The 17,553-nt window shown below is 77.4% G+C and carries 3 protein-coding genes (1 of these 3 only partly in view); all 3 read right to left on the bottom strand.

All coding sequences use genetic code 11. The annotated features are described in order from the left end of the window. Positions 1 to 6: 6 nt before the first annotated feature. Positions 7 to 2,439 carry a right-handed parallel beta-helix repeat-containing protein gene (locus tag KPL57_RS01770; protein WP_226350137.1) on the bottom strand — a complete coding sequence of 811 codons (2,433 nt, stop codon included), beginning with the start codon at positions 2,437 to 2,439 and terminating at the stop codon, positions 7 to 9. A 154-nt stretch (positions 2,440 to 2,593) separates the two neighbouring features. After that, on the bottom strand, positions 2,594 to 3,202 hold the full coding sequence (locus KPL57_RS01765) for a type VII secretion system-associated protein (protein ID WP_226350136.1): 609 nt from the start codon (positions 3,200 to 3,202) through the stop codon (positions 2,594 to 2,596). Next, on the bottom strand, positions 3,199 to 17,553 hold the final stretch of the coding sequence (locus KPL57_RS01760) for a toxin glutamine deamidase domain-containing protein (RefSeq protein ID WP_264197569.1). The gene runs 14,898 nt beyond the window's last position; 14,355 of the gene's 29,253 nt are visible here — the last part of the coding sequence; its start codon lies off the right edge, out of view — the gene reads right to left on this strand; its stop codon occupies positions 3,199 to 3,201. Before KPL57_RS01760 ends, KPL57_RS01765 begins: the two co-directional genes overlap by 4 nt.

Genomic DNA, 17,553 nt, shown 5'->3' with positions numbered 1-17,553 from the left:
GCGGCCTCAGACGGCGAGCTCGAGATCATCCACGGTCAGCAGGGTCAGGTCGGCGGGGTCGACGGCACCGCCGGCGCTGAGCCGGGACGCCTGCCGGTCGGCCATCCGCTCGAACACCCGGCGCGCGGTACGTCCGTTGCCGAACGTGCCGTCCTTCGGGATCCGCTCGAAGTAGGTGAGCAGGGCCTGCTCGGCCTCCGGGGCGAGCCGGTAGTCGTGGCGCTCGCACTGGCTGCGCACGATCGTGACCAGCTCGGGGGCGTCGTAGTTCGCGAACTCGATGGTCCGGCTGAAGCGGGACTCCATGCCCGGGTTGGCCTCCAGGAACTGCTGCATCTCCTTCGAGTAGCCGGCCGCGATGACGACGACGTCGTCCCGGTGGTCCTCCATCAGCTTGACCAGGGTGTCGATCGCCTCGCGCCCGAAGTCGGGGCCGGTCCCGCCCCGGCCGCTGGACAGCGTGTACGCCTCGTCGATGAACAGGACCCCGCCCAGCGCGCTCGTGAACGCCTCGGTGGTCTTGATCGCGGTGCCGCCGATGATCTGGGCGACCAGGTCGGCGCGCGCCACCTCGACCAGGTGCCCGGACCGCAGCACCCCGAGGCGGGCGAGTACCTCGCCGTAGAGCCGGGCGACGGTCGTCTTGCCGGTGCCCGGTGCGCCGGCGAACACCAGGTGGCGGGCCATCGGCGGGGCGGACAGCCCGGCGTCGACGCGGCGCTTGGCCATCTTGTTGAGGTTCACCAGCGAGGTGACGTCGGCCTTCACCCCCTCCAGCCCGACGAGTGCGTGCAGGGCGTCGAGCGGGTCGTTGGTCGGGCGCCGGGACGGTGCCGCACCCGGCGCGGACGCGACGGCCTCCTGCGGGCCGCCGTCGGCCGCCGCGGCCGGACCACCGGACCGGGGCCCCGGCGCGTCCGGGATCCCGTTGGCGAGGCTGGTCAGACGTTCGACGGTGAGCGACGCGGCGGGGGCCGTCACCCGCAGACCGGCACCGGCGTTGCCCTGCGCGGTGCAGCCGGTGAGGCGGACCGGTTCGGCCGTGGCGACGACGACACCGTCAGCACCGCCGTCGCCGGCGGCGCACTCCTCCAGCGTGCCGCCCGAGCCCGCGCCCAGCCGGAACCCCGCTCCGGGGGCGCCCGCGACGCGACAGTGCTGCAGGGTCAGGTCCGCGCCGGTACCGGCGGCGACGCCGTCGCCGCCGACCGCCGACAGGTCGCAGTCGGCCAGCGACAACGCCGCGCCGGTGACGGCCACACCGGACCCGGCGGCACCGCGCAGGGTGAGCCCGTCGATCTGCGGGCGGGCCCCGTCGGTGACCCGCACGCCGTCGGCGCCGGCCCGCTCGATCTCCACGTTCTCCAGACGACCGCGGGCCCCGCCGGAGACGACCAGTGCGCAGGTCCCGGCGTCCAGGACGCGCAGCCGGCGCAGGAACGGGTCCGCGCCGTCGTCGACGACGACGCCGGCGCCGCTGTCGGCAGCGGTCTCGACGGCGTCGAGCTCGGGGGTGCTGCGCCCGGTCACCCGCAGCCCGTCGCCCGCGGTGGACCCGACGGTGCAGCCGGTGGCGGTGCCCGAGGCCCTGCCGGTCCACAGCAGACCCGCCCCGGTGGCGCCGCGCACGGTGACCGAGCGCAGCTGCGGGCGGCAGGCCTGGTCGACGTGCACACCGACAGCGCCGCAGGGTCCGATCCCGGCCCCGTCGACCTGCACGGAGGCGCTGCTCGCGAGGTAGAGGCCGACCCCGGCGGCGTCGGTGACCTGCAGGTCGGAGGCGGTGAGGGCGCCGTCCTGCTCGACGGCGACGGCCGGCTTGCCCGCCCCGGCCACCGAGGTCCGGGACAGCGTGAGCCGGCCCCGCTCGTGGACGAACACGCCGTTGCCGGCGGGGCCGTCGATCCGGGTCGCGGTCAGGTCCAGCACGCCGTCCCCGGCCACCACGACCGCCGTGGTGCCGATGTCGGTGATGCGGCACAGCGACACGGAGCTGCCCACCGGGGAGCTGACGACGACCCCCGCGCCCGCCGGGGCGGACAGCGCGCAGTCACCGGCGTGTACCGCGCCGTCGTCGCGGGCGAGGACCGCCGACCAGCCCGCGCCGGCGACGGTGCACTCGGTGAGCCGCAGCGCCCCGCTCGTCACCAGCACCGCGGCGACGACGCCCGGCGCGCCCTGCACGGTGATCCCGGACAGCTGCGCGGTCGCCGACGGCGGCCCGGCCAGCACCACCGCGACACCCTCGCGCGGGGCGATCCGGACGGTGCCGGGGCCCTCCTCCGCGGTGACGGTGACCGCCCGGCGCAGCACGAGGGGCTCGGTGTAGGTGCCGGGGGCGACGCTGATGACGGCGCCCTCCGGAGCCGCGGCCACGGCCTCGGCCAGGCTGCGGTGTCCGGACCCGCCCATCGGCGAGACGGCCAGGGCCGCGCTCATCGCGGCACCGGTCCCGTACGGCGTCGCGGCTCCATCGCACCCCTTCGGCAGAGTCGGTTCCGGCGGTCCTCCCCTGTCTAGTGCGGACCCCGGCACCACGGAGCGGCGACGGGACCCCGCGCGCGCCCCACGGGGGACATCCCCCGCGAACCGGTCACCCGGTGGGGGCCCCGCCGGTGAGCGAGCGCAGCGTCGCGGCCGGGATCAGCGCCGGGGCGGGCGAGTCGGGGTTGACCACGACGTCGACGCCCTCGGCGGGCAGGGCGGCGGCCAGCTCCGCGGCGGTGGTCTCGCGCCAGGACGCGACGCCGGTGACCCGGTCGCGGTGCGCGGCGGCGGTGACGACGGGGACCACGCCGCCGCCGGGCGCCGGCCGGACCACGGCGACGCCGGTCTCGTCGAGGGCCACCCCGAGACGGGCCTCGAGCAGGACGGTGTCGAGCAGCTCGAGGGTCTCCTCCTCGGGACGCAGGCCGTCCGCCCGGTCCAGGGCCAGGATCTGCAGGACGGCGTCGACGGGGTCGGTCGGCGACCCGGGGTCCGCGGGGACGTAGTCGGGGTTGGTCTGGAACCCCTCGACCCCGCCGTCGGCGCGCAGGATCCAGGCCCCCACGATCCGGGTCGGGTCGGGCTGGGACTGCTCCGGGGTCGGCCGCCAGGCGGGGTCGACGAGGTAGGCGATCCGGTCCTCGGCCGTGCCGGGGACCTCGGGCTCGGCGGGCCCGCCCTCGGGGGCGGGCGTGTGGTCGGGGGCGGTGCTCATGGACGGTGCTCCGTTCGGGGGCGGTTCGTGGTGTCTGCGGGTGGACGGCCGGGCACGGGGGCGGGCGCGTCACCGTCGACGTCCCAGCTCGGGACCGCCTCGGAGACCCAGCTCTCGTGCGCCGGCGGGGCGGCGGGGGCCACGACGACCTCGTCGGCACCCGTGGTCGGACCGCCCGGTGTGGCCACGGTGTCGTCCGGGGCGGGACCGTGCAGCCGGAGCGGGTTCCCGTCGCGGTCCGTCCCCACGGCCGAGACGACCACGCCGGCGCCCGGCTCCCGCCGCACCGCGGCGACGACGCCGCCGTCGGACGGGGTCAACACGACCACCGCCCCCCGGCTGTGGATCATCGACACCGTCTCGGTCCGTCCCGTGGCCGGGTCGTGCATCCGGACCAGCGCCGAGCTGCCGTCCCCGCCGTGGAACAGGCCGTTGTAGACCTGCACCCAGGCGGCGACGCCGGTACCGATCTCCGCCGGCGGGGCGCCGAAGGTCTGCTCGACCGCATCCGCCGCGGGCTCGGCGACGACCTCCCGCGGGCGTCCCCGCCACAGGTCGTGCAGCGCCAGATGCCCGTCGAGACCGGTGTCCGCCAGCTCCTCCCACGCCCCACGGTGCAGCGCGAACCGGTCCGTCCGGTCGGTGGTGAACGGGAGCAGGTCGCGCACCAGGTTGCGCATCTCGGCCAGTGCGACGGTCGCACGGGCGAGCGTGTCGACGTCGAAGGGCAGCGGGGAGGTCCGCCGCCGCCACGCGTCGTAGGCGTCCAGCAGCGCCGTGCGGTAGGCCTCGTCCCCGTGGTACGCCGCGCGGTCACGCGCGGTCGCCGCGGCATCGCCGGACCCGGTCGGCCCGTCCGGGGCGATCGGCTCCGGGAGGTGGTCCCGGACGACGGGGAGACCCAGGTCCCTCAGCACGTTCTGGATCGCGGCCCACTGGTGGTGGCCGGGCACCAGCCGATCCCCGGCCGTCGGCGCGGTGACCGACGGCAGCGGCCTGCTCGGCAGCTGCGACCCGCCGAACAGGGCGTCGAGGCGGGCCAGGTCGGCCTCGGTGTACACCAGGATGCCGTCGGGCCCCATCAGGGCCTCGTACGCGGTGGTCCCCCCGACGGCGGCGTCGTTCCCGTGCGGGCCGTACCTGTCCGGCAGGCCGAACACGTGGGAGAGCTCGTGCGCCGCGACGGCGGACCCCGTCGCCTTCAGGCTGCGGATCTGGTCCAGCTGCCAGCGCCCCTGATGGGACGTGGCCGACTGCCCGCGCACCCACGGCACGTCCTCCACCACGACGACCTGGTGCTCGGGGCGGGTGGGCGAGAGATCGAGGCTCAGGTGCAGCTGGTCCCCGCCGGGAAGCCGGTAGCGGTGGTTGAGCAGCTCCAGCTGTTCGACGGCCAGCGCGGTGGCCTCGGCGACCGCGGCCGGGTCACCCACCAGGCGCACCGCGGCGGTCAGCTCACGGACGAAGTGCCCGGGGAACACCTCGTAGCGGCGCACCTCCACCGGCGCGAGGTCGGCGTACCGGGAGATCCCGGTGCCCTGTCCGTCGGGTGGGAGCACCGTGACCGCGTCGGGCCGTACGACGGTCACCGGGGCCGCGGCCCGCTGGGCGTCCCAGACGACGTCGCGGCGGTGCAGCTGCTCGGAGTCCGCCGCCGGCTCACGGCCCCCGTGCCATCGGGGGCCGACGCGGTGGCGCGGCTCCGCACCGCCGGGGAGGGCGGCCGGACGCGCGTCGGCGGGCGGCAGCGGCGGCGCCTCGGGCGCCGGTGGCCCGGGCACGAACGGTGCCGGCTCGCCGACCGGGACGGTCCGCACACGGTCGCCCGCGCCGGTGACGCCCACCGCGGTGAGGTGCGCATCCTCGGAGACGACGACGTGCTCGGCGAGTACGACGCCGCCGTCGGACGGGGTCAGTACGAGAACGTCACCCTCGACCTGCACCACGGAGAGCGTCTCGACGCGACCGTCGCCCGGGTGCTCGATCCGGACCAGGCCGGAGCCGCCATGGCCACCGGTGTGCAGCGCGTCGGCGAACCGGGCCCACGCGTCCGGGCCGGCGCCGATGTCGACCGGCGGGAACCCGAACGTCCGCTCGATCTGCTCCCGGGCGTCCTCCCGGTTCCTCCCGCTCCCGGCCGGGTCCGCGGTGCCGACCGGGTCGGGTGCGGCGGCCGGCTCGGGCGTCGCGACGGCGTCCGGCGTGGCGCGAGGGCGGCCCCACCAGAGATCGTGCACCGCCAGGTGCCCGTCGAGCCCGGATCCCCGCAGCTGCCGCCAGGTCGGCTCGTGCAGGCTGAACACGGCCGTCGGGTCGTCGGAGAACGGGATCCGCGCAACGAACGGGCGGTCCTCCCGGGGGAAGACCAGCGCCACGCCGTCGGCGCCGGTCCCGACCGCCTCGACCCGGCCCAGGTGGCTCAGGTGGTCGGCGGTGGCCGGGACGACGTCAGCGGTACGCAGCTCGACGAGCTGCACCGCGCCGCCGTCGTTGAGCAGGTTCCAGTAGGTCGGCCCGACCAGCCGGAGGTGCCCCTCCCCGGTCGGGGGGATCGCGGGGTCGCGCTCGAACGAGCCCCAGACCACCGCGTCGGCGCCCGGCCCGGCCGCCCGGACGGTGTCGATGACCGTGCCGAGCGCGGCCGGACCGGTCCCGATCGGGGTCATCGGGGTGCCGAAGGTCTGCTCCAGCATCCGACGGGTGCCGACGGGCCCGGACGGCTCCTCGCGGGGAGCGGGCGACCGCCCGTGCCAGGCCTCGTGCAACTCGGCTGCGTAGGTGGGGTTCGATCCGGAATAGGTCCAGGCCAGGTCGTCCACCGTCCGCGGGGCCGACGATCTCGTCGCGGCGGAGCCGATCGTGCCGGGGTCGAGGACGACGAGCGACGGCACGGTCGGACTCTGCCCCGCGACGGCGTCGTCGACGGCCCGGAACGCTCCGCGCGCCACCCCGAGCGCGACCACGGCACGGGCGGCCTCGACGACGTCGACGGCCAGCGGCGTGGTGGTCCGACGCCACCGTGTGTAGACCGAGCGGACGTCCTCGTCGCTCGCGGTCAGCCGGCGGGAGGCGAGCTCGGTGTCGATCGCCTCCCGCTGGTCGACGCCCGGGGTGATCGTCGTGCGGGCCGAGGCGTCGATCCCGGCCGGGGCCCCGGGCAGCCGCTGCTCGTCGACGACGACCTGGCGGACCGTGGTCTCGATCTCGTCCAGGTCGGCCTGGGTGAGCACGTCGCGCCGGGTCTCGAGGACGCCCATGACACCGTCGGTGTCGACGACGCCGCCGACCAGCGCCAGGGTCGCGTCGCCGCCGTAGCGGTCCTTCAGGCCGACCAGGTGCAGCAGCTCGTGCAGGGCGACGTCGGCCCCGGTCGTGGCGAGCTCGTCGAGGATCCGGTCGACCCGCCAGTGCCGGTGGTCGGAGACCCCGTCGAACCCGTCGCCCAGCTCCTCGTCGGTGACCCGGATGCGGTACCGGGGGCCCGGCCGCGGATCGGGGTCGACGGCGAGGTGGAACTGGTCCCCGTCGGAGAAGGCGTAGGTGCCGTTGACGCGGGCGACGGCCGCCTCGGCGAGTGCGCGGGCCTGCCGCCGGGCCTCGGGCGGGCCGTCGAACACGATCGGCAGCGTCACGTGGGTGACCCGGCGGCCCGGCTCCGCCTCGAACCGGCGGACCTCGAACAGCAGATCGCCGCCGACGGCGCCCATCGCCCCGTCGACCTCGGCGGCCCGCGGCGTCTCCGGGAGCGCCGTCCGGCCGGGAGCGGCGAGCGCACGTTCCCAGGCGGGACCCGGCTGCAGCGGGTCGGTGAGCGGCGTGGCGCGCGGCAGCGTCCCGGGGTACCAGGTCGGGCCGGTGTCGAGGCGCCCCGGACGGAGCTGCCCGTCCCAGGCCAGCAGCAGCGGGTCCGGGCCACGGCGCGGGGCCGGCGCGGGGCCCGCAGGCGGGGGCGGCGCGGCCGGGCCCGGGAGCGGGGCCGGTGCCGGCCGCTCGGGGGCCGGGAACGGCAGCCGGCCGCCGTCGGCGCCGACACCGACGGCACGGACGACGGCGCCGTCCGGCACGGTGGCCTCCCCCGCCCAGGCGGCGCGGGGCCCGTCGGGGAGCACGACGAGCGTCTGCCCGTCGGCCCGGACGACGCTGACCGGGGTCTCGGTGGTGTCGCCGGGGGCACGGACCAGCAGCAGCGCGTCGGCGCCGTCGCCGGACCGGCGGACCGTCTCGACGGCCCGGTCGAGCGCCGCCTGCCCGGTCCCGACCTCGGTGGGCGGGTGGCCGTAGGTGCGTTCGACCGCGGCGGCGTGTTCGCCGGCCGGGAGGTCGGGGTCGGCCGGGCGGGGCCGTCCCCACCACATGTCGTGCAGTGCGAGGTGGCCGTCGAGGCCGGGCGCGAGGAGCCGGTGCGCGTCGGACCGCAGGGCGAACCGGGCGCCGGGCTCGTCGGTGACGTCCAGCCGCGGACGGCCGGTGTCGACCGGCGGGAGGTCCAGCGGGCTGCCGTCGGGGTGGGCGGCGACGGCCCGCAGCCGGCCCAGCCGCTCGATCCCGCCCGGGGTCGCCTCGACGTCCGTCCCCGCGGCCAGGTCGACCAGCCGTACCGAGCCCGCGTCGTTGACCAGGAGCCAGGTGCGGCGGACCGGGCCGACCCAGTCGCCGCGCCGGGACCGGGTGCCCGCCGGGAGGGGCTCGGGCATCCCCTGCAGCAGCGCGTCCGCGCCGGGACCCGCGTCGGCCACGGCGCGGACGACCCGCACCATGGCGGCCCGGCCGGCACCCACGTCGGCGGGGTGGGCGCCGAAGGCCTGCTCGACGGGGTCGCCGACCGGGGAGCCGGCCGGTGCCGGGTCGCCGCGCCACAGGCGGCGGAACTCCACCGCGTCCGCGGCCGACCCGGTCCACTCCCCTCCGGACGGACGACGGTCGGCCCGCGGCTGCTCCGGCGCGGCGCCGTCCGCACCGGACCGCGACGACGGATCACCGAGCAGCAGCCCGTCGAGGCCGGCGGTCGGGGCAGGACCGTCGGCGCCGGGCGCCGGGCGCCCGAGGAGCAGGGCGTCCAGCCCGGCCGGGGCCTGCCGGGTGGCCGGGGGGCCGCCCAGCAGCGCGGTGATCCCGGCCCCGGGCCGGGGTCCGGTCTGCGGGCTGAGCAGTGCGAACGGGTCCGCCGCAGCGGCGGCCGGGGGTGCAGCCGGCAGCGTCCTGGCCTCGCCGGAACGCTCGATCAGGTCGACGGTGTGCGCCGCCAGCTGGTCGGTCGTGTAGGACAGGCCGGAGGTCCGTTCGTTCCACCGGGCATAGGCGGCCAGGACCGCCGAGCGGGAGGCGGCGAGTCCGCGCCCGGCGAGGGCCCGGTCGATGGCGGCGAGCATCTGTCCCGACGGGACCGTGGAGGGCCGGAACCCGGCGTCGGGCGCGGGCTGCACGACGATCTCCGGCACCCCGGTGGGCGCGGCCCGCCGGCCGGGGCCCGCGGCGGCGGTGCCGGCGTCGGCGGTGGGCAGCCGCAGGCTGTGGACCACCGCGTGCCGGGACGCCAGGTCGATGCGCTCGATGTCGGTGTTGCTGAGCAGGCGGCTGCGGTTCTCCAGCGCCCCCATGATGCCGGTCCAGTCCTGCACGGAGGCGACCGCGGAGTCCGACGCATCGCGGGTGTAGCGGTCCACGGTGCCGAGCCGGTGCGCCATCTCGTGCATGGCGGTGGAGCGCAGGCCCGCGGCGAGGTTGTCCCGGATCTGGACCAGGTTCCAGCGTGAGCTGTGCGAGTGGTCGGTGCCGTGCACGTAGGAGTCGTCCACCACCGCGACCGTGTGCGGGGTGATGCGGTGGTCGGCCAGCTCGACCGAGACGTGCAGCTGGTCGCCGTCCGGGAACAGGTAGTTCCGGGCGCTGATCTCCTCGGCCGTCTCCCGGGCGAGTGCCGAGGCGGCCTCTACGGCCCGCGGGGTGCCGGTGAACCGGATCGCCAGCGTCAGCTCCCGCACCCAGCGCCCGGGTTCGACCTCGAACCGGCGGACGTCGAAGGTGGCCCGGGTCCCGCGGGCGGGCGGCCGGCCGTCGGCGTCCACCCACGGCTGCACCACGTCCGCGCCCGCCTCGGCGGGTACGGCCTGCTCGCGTTGCCGGCGCCAGGCCGCGCTCGACGGGTCGAGCGGGGAGGACGCGACCCGCGCTGCGGGCAGGTAGCCGGGCACGGCCGAGGGCCCGGTGGACACGCGGAGGGGGACGCCGTCGCGGGACGCGCCCAGCGGGCCCCGGGCGGTGCCCAGGACCGGAGGCGGGCCGGGCGGGGCCACCTCGAACGGCAGGGCCGCGCCGTCGGCGTCCGTGCCGACGGCCGCCACCCACGCGCCGACCGGCACCGACGACGACGCCGGGTCCACCGCGGACCCCGCGGCCGGGTCCACCAGCCAGACCGTGCCCCGCACGTTGACCAGGGTGTGTGCGGAGCCGTCGTACAGCGGGCCGCCCGAGGCGAGGACCAGGGCCTCGGCCCCGTGTCCCGCCGACCGGACGGTCGCCGCCACCGACAGCAGTGCGTCCGGGCCGGTGCCCACCCGCACCGGCGGGCGACCGTGGGCACGGGTGACGGCCTCGAACCGGTCGGCCACCGGGACGTCCGGTCCCGCGGCCCGGGGCCTGCCCTGCCACATGTCGTGGAAGGCGAGGTGGACGTCGAACGAGGTGCCGGTGAGCATGCGTGCCCAGTCCCGGTGCAGCGCGAAGCGGTGGTTGCGCAGCAGGGAGACCGGCAGCGCACGCCCGGCGGAGACCGGTGTCGGCAGCGGTGTGCCGGGGCCGGTCATGAGCCGCCGGACCCGGGTCACCGCGGCGCGCAGGACACCGTCCGGCCGGGGGACGGACGGCCGCGGGACGGGAGCGCCGCCCGGCCGCGTCGCGGGGGTGTCGGCGACGGGGCCGGACCGGTGGGCCGGACCGTCGGGGGCGCCGCCGCGCAGCGGCAGGACACCGCCGGTCAGGGCGACCTCGGCGACCTCACGGGCGAGCCGGCGCGCGTCGGCCGGCATCTCGCGGCCGAGCGCGGACCAGCGGTCGAACGCGCGGCGGGCGTCGAGGTCGGCCGCGTCCCGCGGGGTGCGGGGCAGCCCGGCGTCGTCGCGCAGGTCCCGGAGCGCGGACCGGATCTCCGCGAGCCGCAGCGGGGTGAGAGCGGGTCCGCCGGCGTCCGGGACGGACTCCTCCATCGGATGCGGCTCCGTCCGCGACGTCGGCTCCGTCCGCGACGTCGGCTCCGTCCGCGGCGCAGGTTCCGGGCGTGGGGTCGGCTCCGCACGCGGCGCGGGCTCCGGGCGTGGGGTCGGCTCCGCACGCGGCGCGGGCTCCGGGCGAGGGGTCGGCTCCGCACGCGGCGCGGGCTCCGGGCGAGGGGTCGGCTCCGGGCGCGGCGGGGTCTCCGGCCCGGCCGGGTGGGTGGGCAGCGGCAGCGGCGCCCGGCCGCCGGTGACCGCGGCGGCGCGCACCCCGCGGACGGCGGGCGGACCGTCGGGCCCGACCCGCGTCGCGGTGCCCGCACGCGGGTCGACCAGCCACTGGATGTCCCCGTCCTGGAGCAGCACCCAGGTGGCGGGAGCGACGCGCGGCCCCCGCCGGCCGGTGTCCCGGACGGCCTCCACGACGGCCGAGGAACCGTGCCCCGCGTCCCGGACGGCCGTGGACACCGCGGCCCACGCGCCCGCGCCGTCGCCGACGGCGACCAGCTCGGTGCCGAGCCCCTCGGCGACGACCTCGTCCGCCGGGCGGCGGTAGCCCGCGTCGGGCAGCCGGGGAGCTCCGTGCCAGGTCTCCACGACGGCCACGGCGGAGTCCGCGGTGTCGCCCTGCAGCAGGTGTGCCCAGCGGTCCGGCGACACGAACGGCCGCGGGGCCCCGTCCCGGCCGGTGACCGCGGTCGTGAGACGTCCCTCGGCGGTGTACCCGTTCCGGTGGGCGTGCTCGACCGCGGCGCGGGCCAGCTCGGTCGGTGACCCCGGCACCGGGCGGCCCTGCTCGCGCCAGCGCTGGTAGACCTCGAACGAGTCGTCGCGGCTGGAGCGCAGCCCGCGGTTGTCCAGGGCGACACGGAGGGCGTCCATCTGCGGTCGCGTCGGCATCTCCGGCGCCGGGAGGGGCGGGTGCACGACCGTCCCGGGGCCAGCCGGGGCCGTGCTCCTCCCCGGCCGGATCGGCGCCGGGGTGTCGCGCGCGGTGCCGGCGTCCTTCCCGCCTGCGTCCTTCCCGCCTGCGTCCTTCCTGCCGGGGTCCTTCGCACCGGGGTCCTTCGCCTCGGCGTCCTTCGCACCGGCGTCCTTCGCCCCGGAAGCCTTCGCTCCGGGGTCCGTGGCCGGCCCGGTGGTCGTGCGCGGCCCGGTGACCGTCGACGAGCGCGGGGCCCGCTCCGAGGAGGTGTCGGCGGGGCGCGGCGGCGACGGCGGGGTCGCCGGGGGCTCCTCGCCCTCGGGGATCGTGGCCAGCCGCGGCACCCGGGGCGGCAGCGGTGCGGACGCCACCGGACGCCGCTGCACCCACTCCGCGGTGCGCCGGTCCAGCTCGGTCTTGGCCTCGGCCCACCCGCGGGCGGCGTCGGCGTACTTCTCGCCGGCCACACGGAGGTCGGTCGCGATGTCACCGGTCTGCTCGCCGCGCAGGCCCTCCAGGCGGGGGCGGTCCGCCGCGGGGGTGTCGAGCCAGAGCGCGTCGTAGCGGTGCTGGACCGCGACGAGCTCCTTGTCGGCGGCGCGCCAGTCGTCCGCGCGGGCCTTCTCCTCGGTCATCGCGGAACGGACATCGGCCGGCATCGGGCCCAGCAGCGTCTCGGCGTCGCGTTCGGCGATGAACAGGCGCAGGTCCCCGCCGCGCGTCGTGCCCGCGACGTGCAGGTCGTCGCGACCGGGCCGGGTGAGGACCGCCTCGACGTCGTAGCGGTAGGAGCCACCGAGGATCCGGACCGAGCCGCCGAGCTTGGTCTCGTGCTCGCGTCCGGTCAGGGGCAGCTGCATCGACCGGTTGCTCGCCGACGCCTGCCCCTGGGCGTCGCCGCGCAGGTCCCCGCGGGACTCGCCGACGGTGCGGCCGTCCCCGAGCAGTCCGGCGCCGACGCCACCGGACACGTCGCTGTAGGGACCGGCGACCGTCGAGGTCATGGAGTTGGACTCCGCACCGACCCCGAGCTGGGCCGACACGGCCTCGGTGTACAGCGACTCGGGCACGATGCGCAGCCGCGGCGTCAGCACGTACCCGGGCAGGCTCGGGTGCGCGACCGGCGGCAGGTCGGTCGGGCCGTCGAGCAGCAGCGGGATCCAGGTGTCGAGGTACTCGGGGGTGAACATCGCGTCGAGGGCGTGGTGGCCGGGCTCCCCCGGGGTCGTCCAGGCCCGGGGGACGTCCGCGGCCTGCAGCGCCTGCTGCAACGCGGTCCGGGCGCGCTGCGCGTCGCCCCGGATGTTGCCGAGGACGGTCTCCGGGTCGACCGTCGCCGCGGGGCGCCCGTCGGCCGCCGGACGCATCTGGTCCGGCGGCGGGACCGCCGGGTCGGGCCGGGTCGACAGGAACGACACCGGGACCCGCCGGCGCAGGGTGAACGGCACCGAGGCCAGCGACGGGGTGGTCGTCCCGTTCCGGGACACCGACAGCTCCAGATGCCCGTCGCGGCCGAGGATCGCGGTCGGGCCGTCGGACCCTAGCCAGCGCCAGCCGCGGTAGGTGTGGGCCGTCGCGTCGGGGCGGTGGGTCGTCGAGGACCAGGACGCGCCCGCGGCGGCGAGCCCACCGCCGTAGTGCGCGCTCCCGTCGACGGAGCCCTCCCGGCCCCCCGCGCTGCCGCCGATGTCGGCGCTCGGCCCGGACGACACCGCGGTCACGCTCATCCGCTGGTCGCTGACGTACTGCTCGACCTTCGGTGCGTGCCCGTCGTGGACGACCCGCTCCACCCGCGCCGCGTCCGGTGCCGGGTCGGGCACGAACCGCAGGGTCCCGGTCAGGTCGTGGTGGCCGACCACGCCGCCGCGGGAGCCGGTGAAGGTCAGGCCGTTGCCGCCCAGGCTGTCCTGCATGCCCTTCAGGTCCGTGGCGGTGAACCCGCGCTGCGGGTCGGTGAACCGCTCGGTCAGGGTGCGGACGTCGGCCGCCGGGAGCCTGCCGTCGAAGTGCCCGGGGATCTTCGCGGCGAGGTCGGCGAGGGGGCGGGCGATGTCCTCGTCCATGGCCCAGCCCAGGCCCACCACCGGCGAGGTCCCGCGCAGCCGCGACGGCACCAGCAGGGGCACGTCGGACGTGTCGGGGCGAGGGAGCTCCGGGGGCAGCAGCCCCCAGTCCCGCAGCTGCGCCTCACCGGCGGAGACGTAGACCTGCCGGCGCAGCTCGACGTAGCGGGTCGCGGTCCGTTCGGCCGGCGTGCGCACCAGGTCCAGGAGCTGGTTGGTCACCGTCGTGCGGGCCGTCGCCTTGAAGACCCCGTCCATGACGACCACGTAGGAGCGGCTGCTGCCCAGGTCGTGGAAGGTCTCGCTGGCCCCCGCCGTGCCGCGCGACCGCCCGGCCCGGTGCGACGCCCTGTAGCCGGCGTGCGCGCCGCCCGAGCCGGTCGGGTGCCCGTCGGCCGCGGCGATGTCCTGCGCCGTCAGCGCCTTGTCGCTGATCTCGACGCCGGTGCGGCCGGTGACGGTGTGCGTGCGGTTGCTGCTGCCCGAGGCCAGGCCACCGCTGTAGACGACCTCGCTGCGGGAACGGTCCACCGGCGGCGCGTGGTCCACCGACAGGATCCGCGGGCGGTACAGCATCAGCTCGCCCTCGCCCGTGCCGCGCCGGTCGAACAGGCGCCCCTTGTGCACGAAGACCGGTGTCCCGATCCCCTTCTGCGTGACGGTGCGGTCGTTGGCGACCCGCTCCGGGCCGAAGGTCATGTCGAGGGCGCGGCCGTCATCGGTGCCGGACCGGGCGAGCACCCCGGCACCGGTCGTCGCGTCGAACGCCGCCTCCATGGCCGCGCGCCGGGCGCCCGCCCCGCCGACCCAGGTGATGATCGTGTCGGGCCGCAGGGTCGGGGCGAGATTGGTCCGGTTCGGCCGGATCGGGGTGGCCGTCGGGGCGCCCGGCATCGGGATGCGCCGCAGGTGCGGCGGCGCGCCCGGCCGCAGCATCTCGTCCTTCGGCACGTCGAGGGCGAACGGCTCGGCGACGGGCGGCTCGGCGACGTCGCGCACCGGGGTCCGCTCGACGGCCTGCAGGCCCGGCGTGCCGACGCCGGTGACCCGGCCGAACGCGTTGGTGACCGCGAACCTCTCCGCCGTCACGCGGTAGGTGTTGACGCCGGTGACCCGGTGCGCGTCGCCGCCGGGGCCGCCGACGCTGCGCCGGCCGGTGACGGTGCCGACCGCGCCCCCGGCGTCGCCGCCGTGGGCGTACCCGGCACGGGCCGTCCCGCCCAGGTACATCGGGCCGACGTCGAAGCTCAGGCCGAACCGGCCGCCGAACCCGGCGTCGAACGCGCTGCCCGAGCTCGCCGTGGACTCCTTGCGGTGGCCCGCGCTGGTCTTCACGGCGACGCCCGCCCGCGGGCCCTCGTCGACGACGTCGGACATCACCGCGTCGACGCGGACGTGCAGGTACTCGGTGTGCCGTACCCCGTCCCGGGAGTACAGCAGGTGCACGCCGCCGTCGTAGAGCTGGTCGGCCGTCGCACCGAGGACGGCGTGGGTCGTCTGGTGGTCGAGCATCCGCCAGCTCTCGCTGAAGCCCTCGACCGTGCCGGCCTTCGACGCCGTGCGCTGCGACCCGTCGTGGTCGACCAGCGAGGCCATGCCGCCCTCCTCGGAGGCGGCGATCCGCTCGATGCGCTCCCGCAGCCGGGCCGGGGCGTCGCCCAGCGAGTGCACGTGGGCGCGACCGATGCCGCGGCCCGCCGCGATGTAGGGCGGCAGGGTGTCGGTGCGGGCCGAACGGGGGGCGTCGCGGATCTCGTCGGGGACCGGGAGACCGGCGTCGCGGGCGTTGTGCGGGTCGTCGGCGAGCAGGGTCTCGACCGGGACCCGCACCGGCGGGGCGGTCTCGCTCGTCGAGCCCCAGGCGACCTTCATCTCCAGGTCGAAATCGACGTCGAAGGCCTGCAGCCGGGTCTGGTCGACGTTGCGCCGGGAGGCGCTGATGTGGTTGGCGGCCCACCCGCGGCGGTGGTTCCAGCCCGCGCCGACGTAGGGCCCCAGGTTCATGAACAGGAACTTCGGAGCGACCCGCCAGCCGCCACGCAGCTCACCGGACACACCGCGTCCCCGGCTGCGGCCGGACTCCACACCCCAGTCGATGCGCTGGGACAGCGTCGTCTTCCCGGCGACCGGACCGCGCCACGAGCCGGCCCTGGGGACCAGCCGGGCCATCACGAACGCCGACCGGCCACCGCCGACGGCCAGCTCGTCGGACTTCATCCAGCCGCCGGTCAGCCGCTGGAAGTGGTGGGTGAGGGTGTTGTCGGACAGGAAGTGCGCGAGCCGGTTGTGTCCCGGGGTCCCGGGCCTGACCAGCGCCGGCGGGAGCTGACCGGCCAGCGCGGCCAGTGCGGCGTCGACGCCGGGGGTGCGGATGTCGAGGACCGCGGCGTTGGACAGCGCGGGGCCCGCGGTCCCGTCCAGCGGGGCGGGGACGCGCCCGCCGGGCCTGCGGTCGGCGGTGTCGAACCAGCCGCTCGCGGTGCCGGCGAGGGTGCGCGGGCCCGGTCCGACGAGGGCGCCGGAGTCGTCGCGCAGCGTCACGGTGAAGCGCACCGGGACGTCGCCGGCCGGGGCGTGCTTGCCGTCGTAGCCGACGTCGACGTTCACGGTCTTGCGCGTGCGGTGGTGCACGGTGTCGCTGCCGCCGAGGGTGATCCCGCCGCCGGCGAAGCCGGTGATGGAACCGCCGGTGCCGACGACCGGGACCGACAGGCCGGAGGTGTGGGCGAGGCCCTCGACGTGGTTGGCGGTGCCCCGGCGGATCTGCTCGGTGCCGTCGGTGGCCGCGGGGGCGTCCGCACCGCGGGCCGGACCCGGACGGGTCGGGTCCTCGCCGATCGCGACGACGGCCTCGTAGACCCGGCCGCCGACCCGGACGTCGAACGGCAGGCCGCTGTGCAGCGCCTCCGGACGGGCCTGCAGCATCTCGTCGAGCTGCTCGGCCACCGCCCGGTCCCGGCGACGGTGGCGGCCGGGGACCATCTCGTCGATCAGCTCGGCGACGGCGCGGCGCTGGTCGGCGCCGACGGTCCGGACGCGCAGCAGCCGGTCCGGGCCGGGACCGCCGGCGCGGGTCGACGTACCGGCCCCCGCGGGCCCGTCGCCGCGCCGGGGACCGGCGTCGGGACCGGTCCAGGGGGCCAGGACGTCGTCGTCGAAGCGGTAGCGGCCCGACTCCAGGTCGTCGCGCAGCGCGCGCACCGCGTTCGGGTCGCGGGGCGCGTCGAGGTCGACCAGGCCCCGGGTCTCCAGGTACTCGTGCAGCCGACCGGCGACGAAACCGTCCTCGGCCAGACGCGGGGAGTCCAGCAGCGCACCGAGGAACGGCGACCCGGGCGGGGCGACCACGAGCCCGGTGGGCGGCGGGGCGGAGCCGTCGCCGTCGGGTCGGGTGAGCAGCGGGAACAGCGGTTCGCCGTCGACGAGGCCGCGCGGCATCCGCGGCATCGTGTCCGGAAGCGGGCCGAGGGCGCCCGGGAGCACTCCGGGCTCGGCCCAGATGCCGCCGTCGCGGTGCAGGACGGCGACGGCGACGTCCGCACGGGCCCGGTCGAGGTCGCCGGCGATCAACCGGCTGAGGATGCGGTCGGAGGGTCGGGTGCCCGCGGGGAACTCGGTGGCGACGTCGCGGATGGTGAACCCACGCCGGTCCAGGCCGGCCCGGGCGGTGTCGGTGAGCCGGCCCGCGTCGGTCCAGACGTGCACGGTGGCGGGGTCGCCGGTCCGCTCCGCCCACACGTCCAGCGACTGCAGGATCTGTGCGTCCAGCCGCCCGTCCAGCATCGGGAGGTGCACCCGGCGCGGGACGTCGGCGAGGTGGCGCCCGTCCTGGTCGCCCATCACGGTGCGCCGGACGGGCTGGTCGACGAGCGCCTGCACCCCGCGCGACGGGGGTGGGACGACGCCGTCGGGCGCGTCGACGGCGGAGCGGGCGGTGACCCGGACCCCGCCCTCGACGTCGGCGAGCAGGCCGCGCAGGTAGACCGCGGCCGCGGTGGCACGACCGTGCCCGGTGGTGCGGCGGTGGTCGACGTCGTCGCGCGCGCGACCGGCCCGGTCGGTGTCGGCGTCGCCCAGCAGCCTGCGCGCGTCACCGCGGAGCCGGTCGGCGCGGTGGCCGATGCCGTCGCCGACGAGCCGGACCCGCGGCGGCGG

The organism is Pseudonocardia sp. ICBG601 (assembly GCF_020496245.1).
The sequence above is the reverse complement of the archived record's forward strand: the minus strand, read 5'-3'. Positions and strand labels throughout refer to the sequence as shown.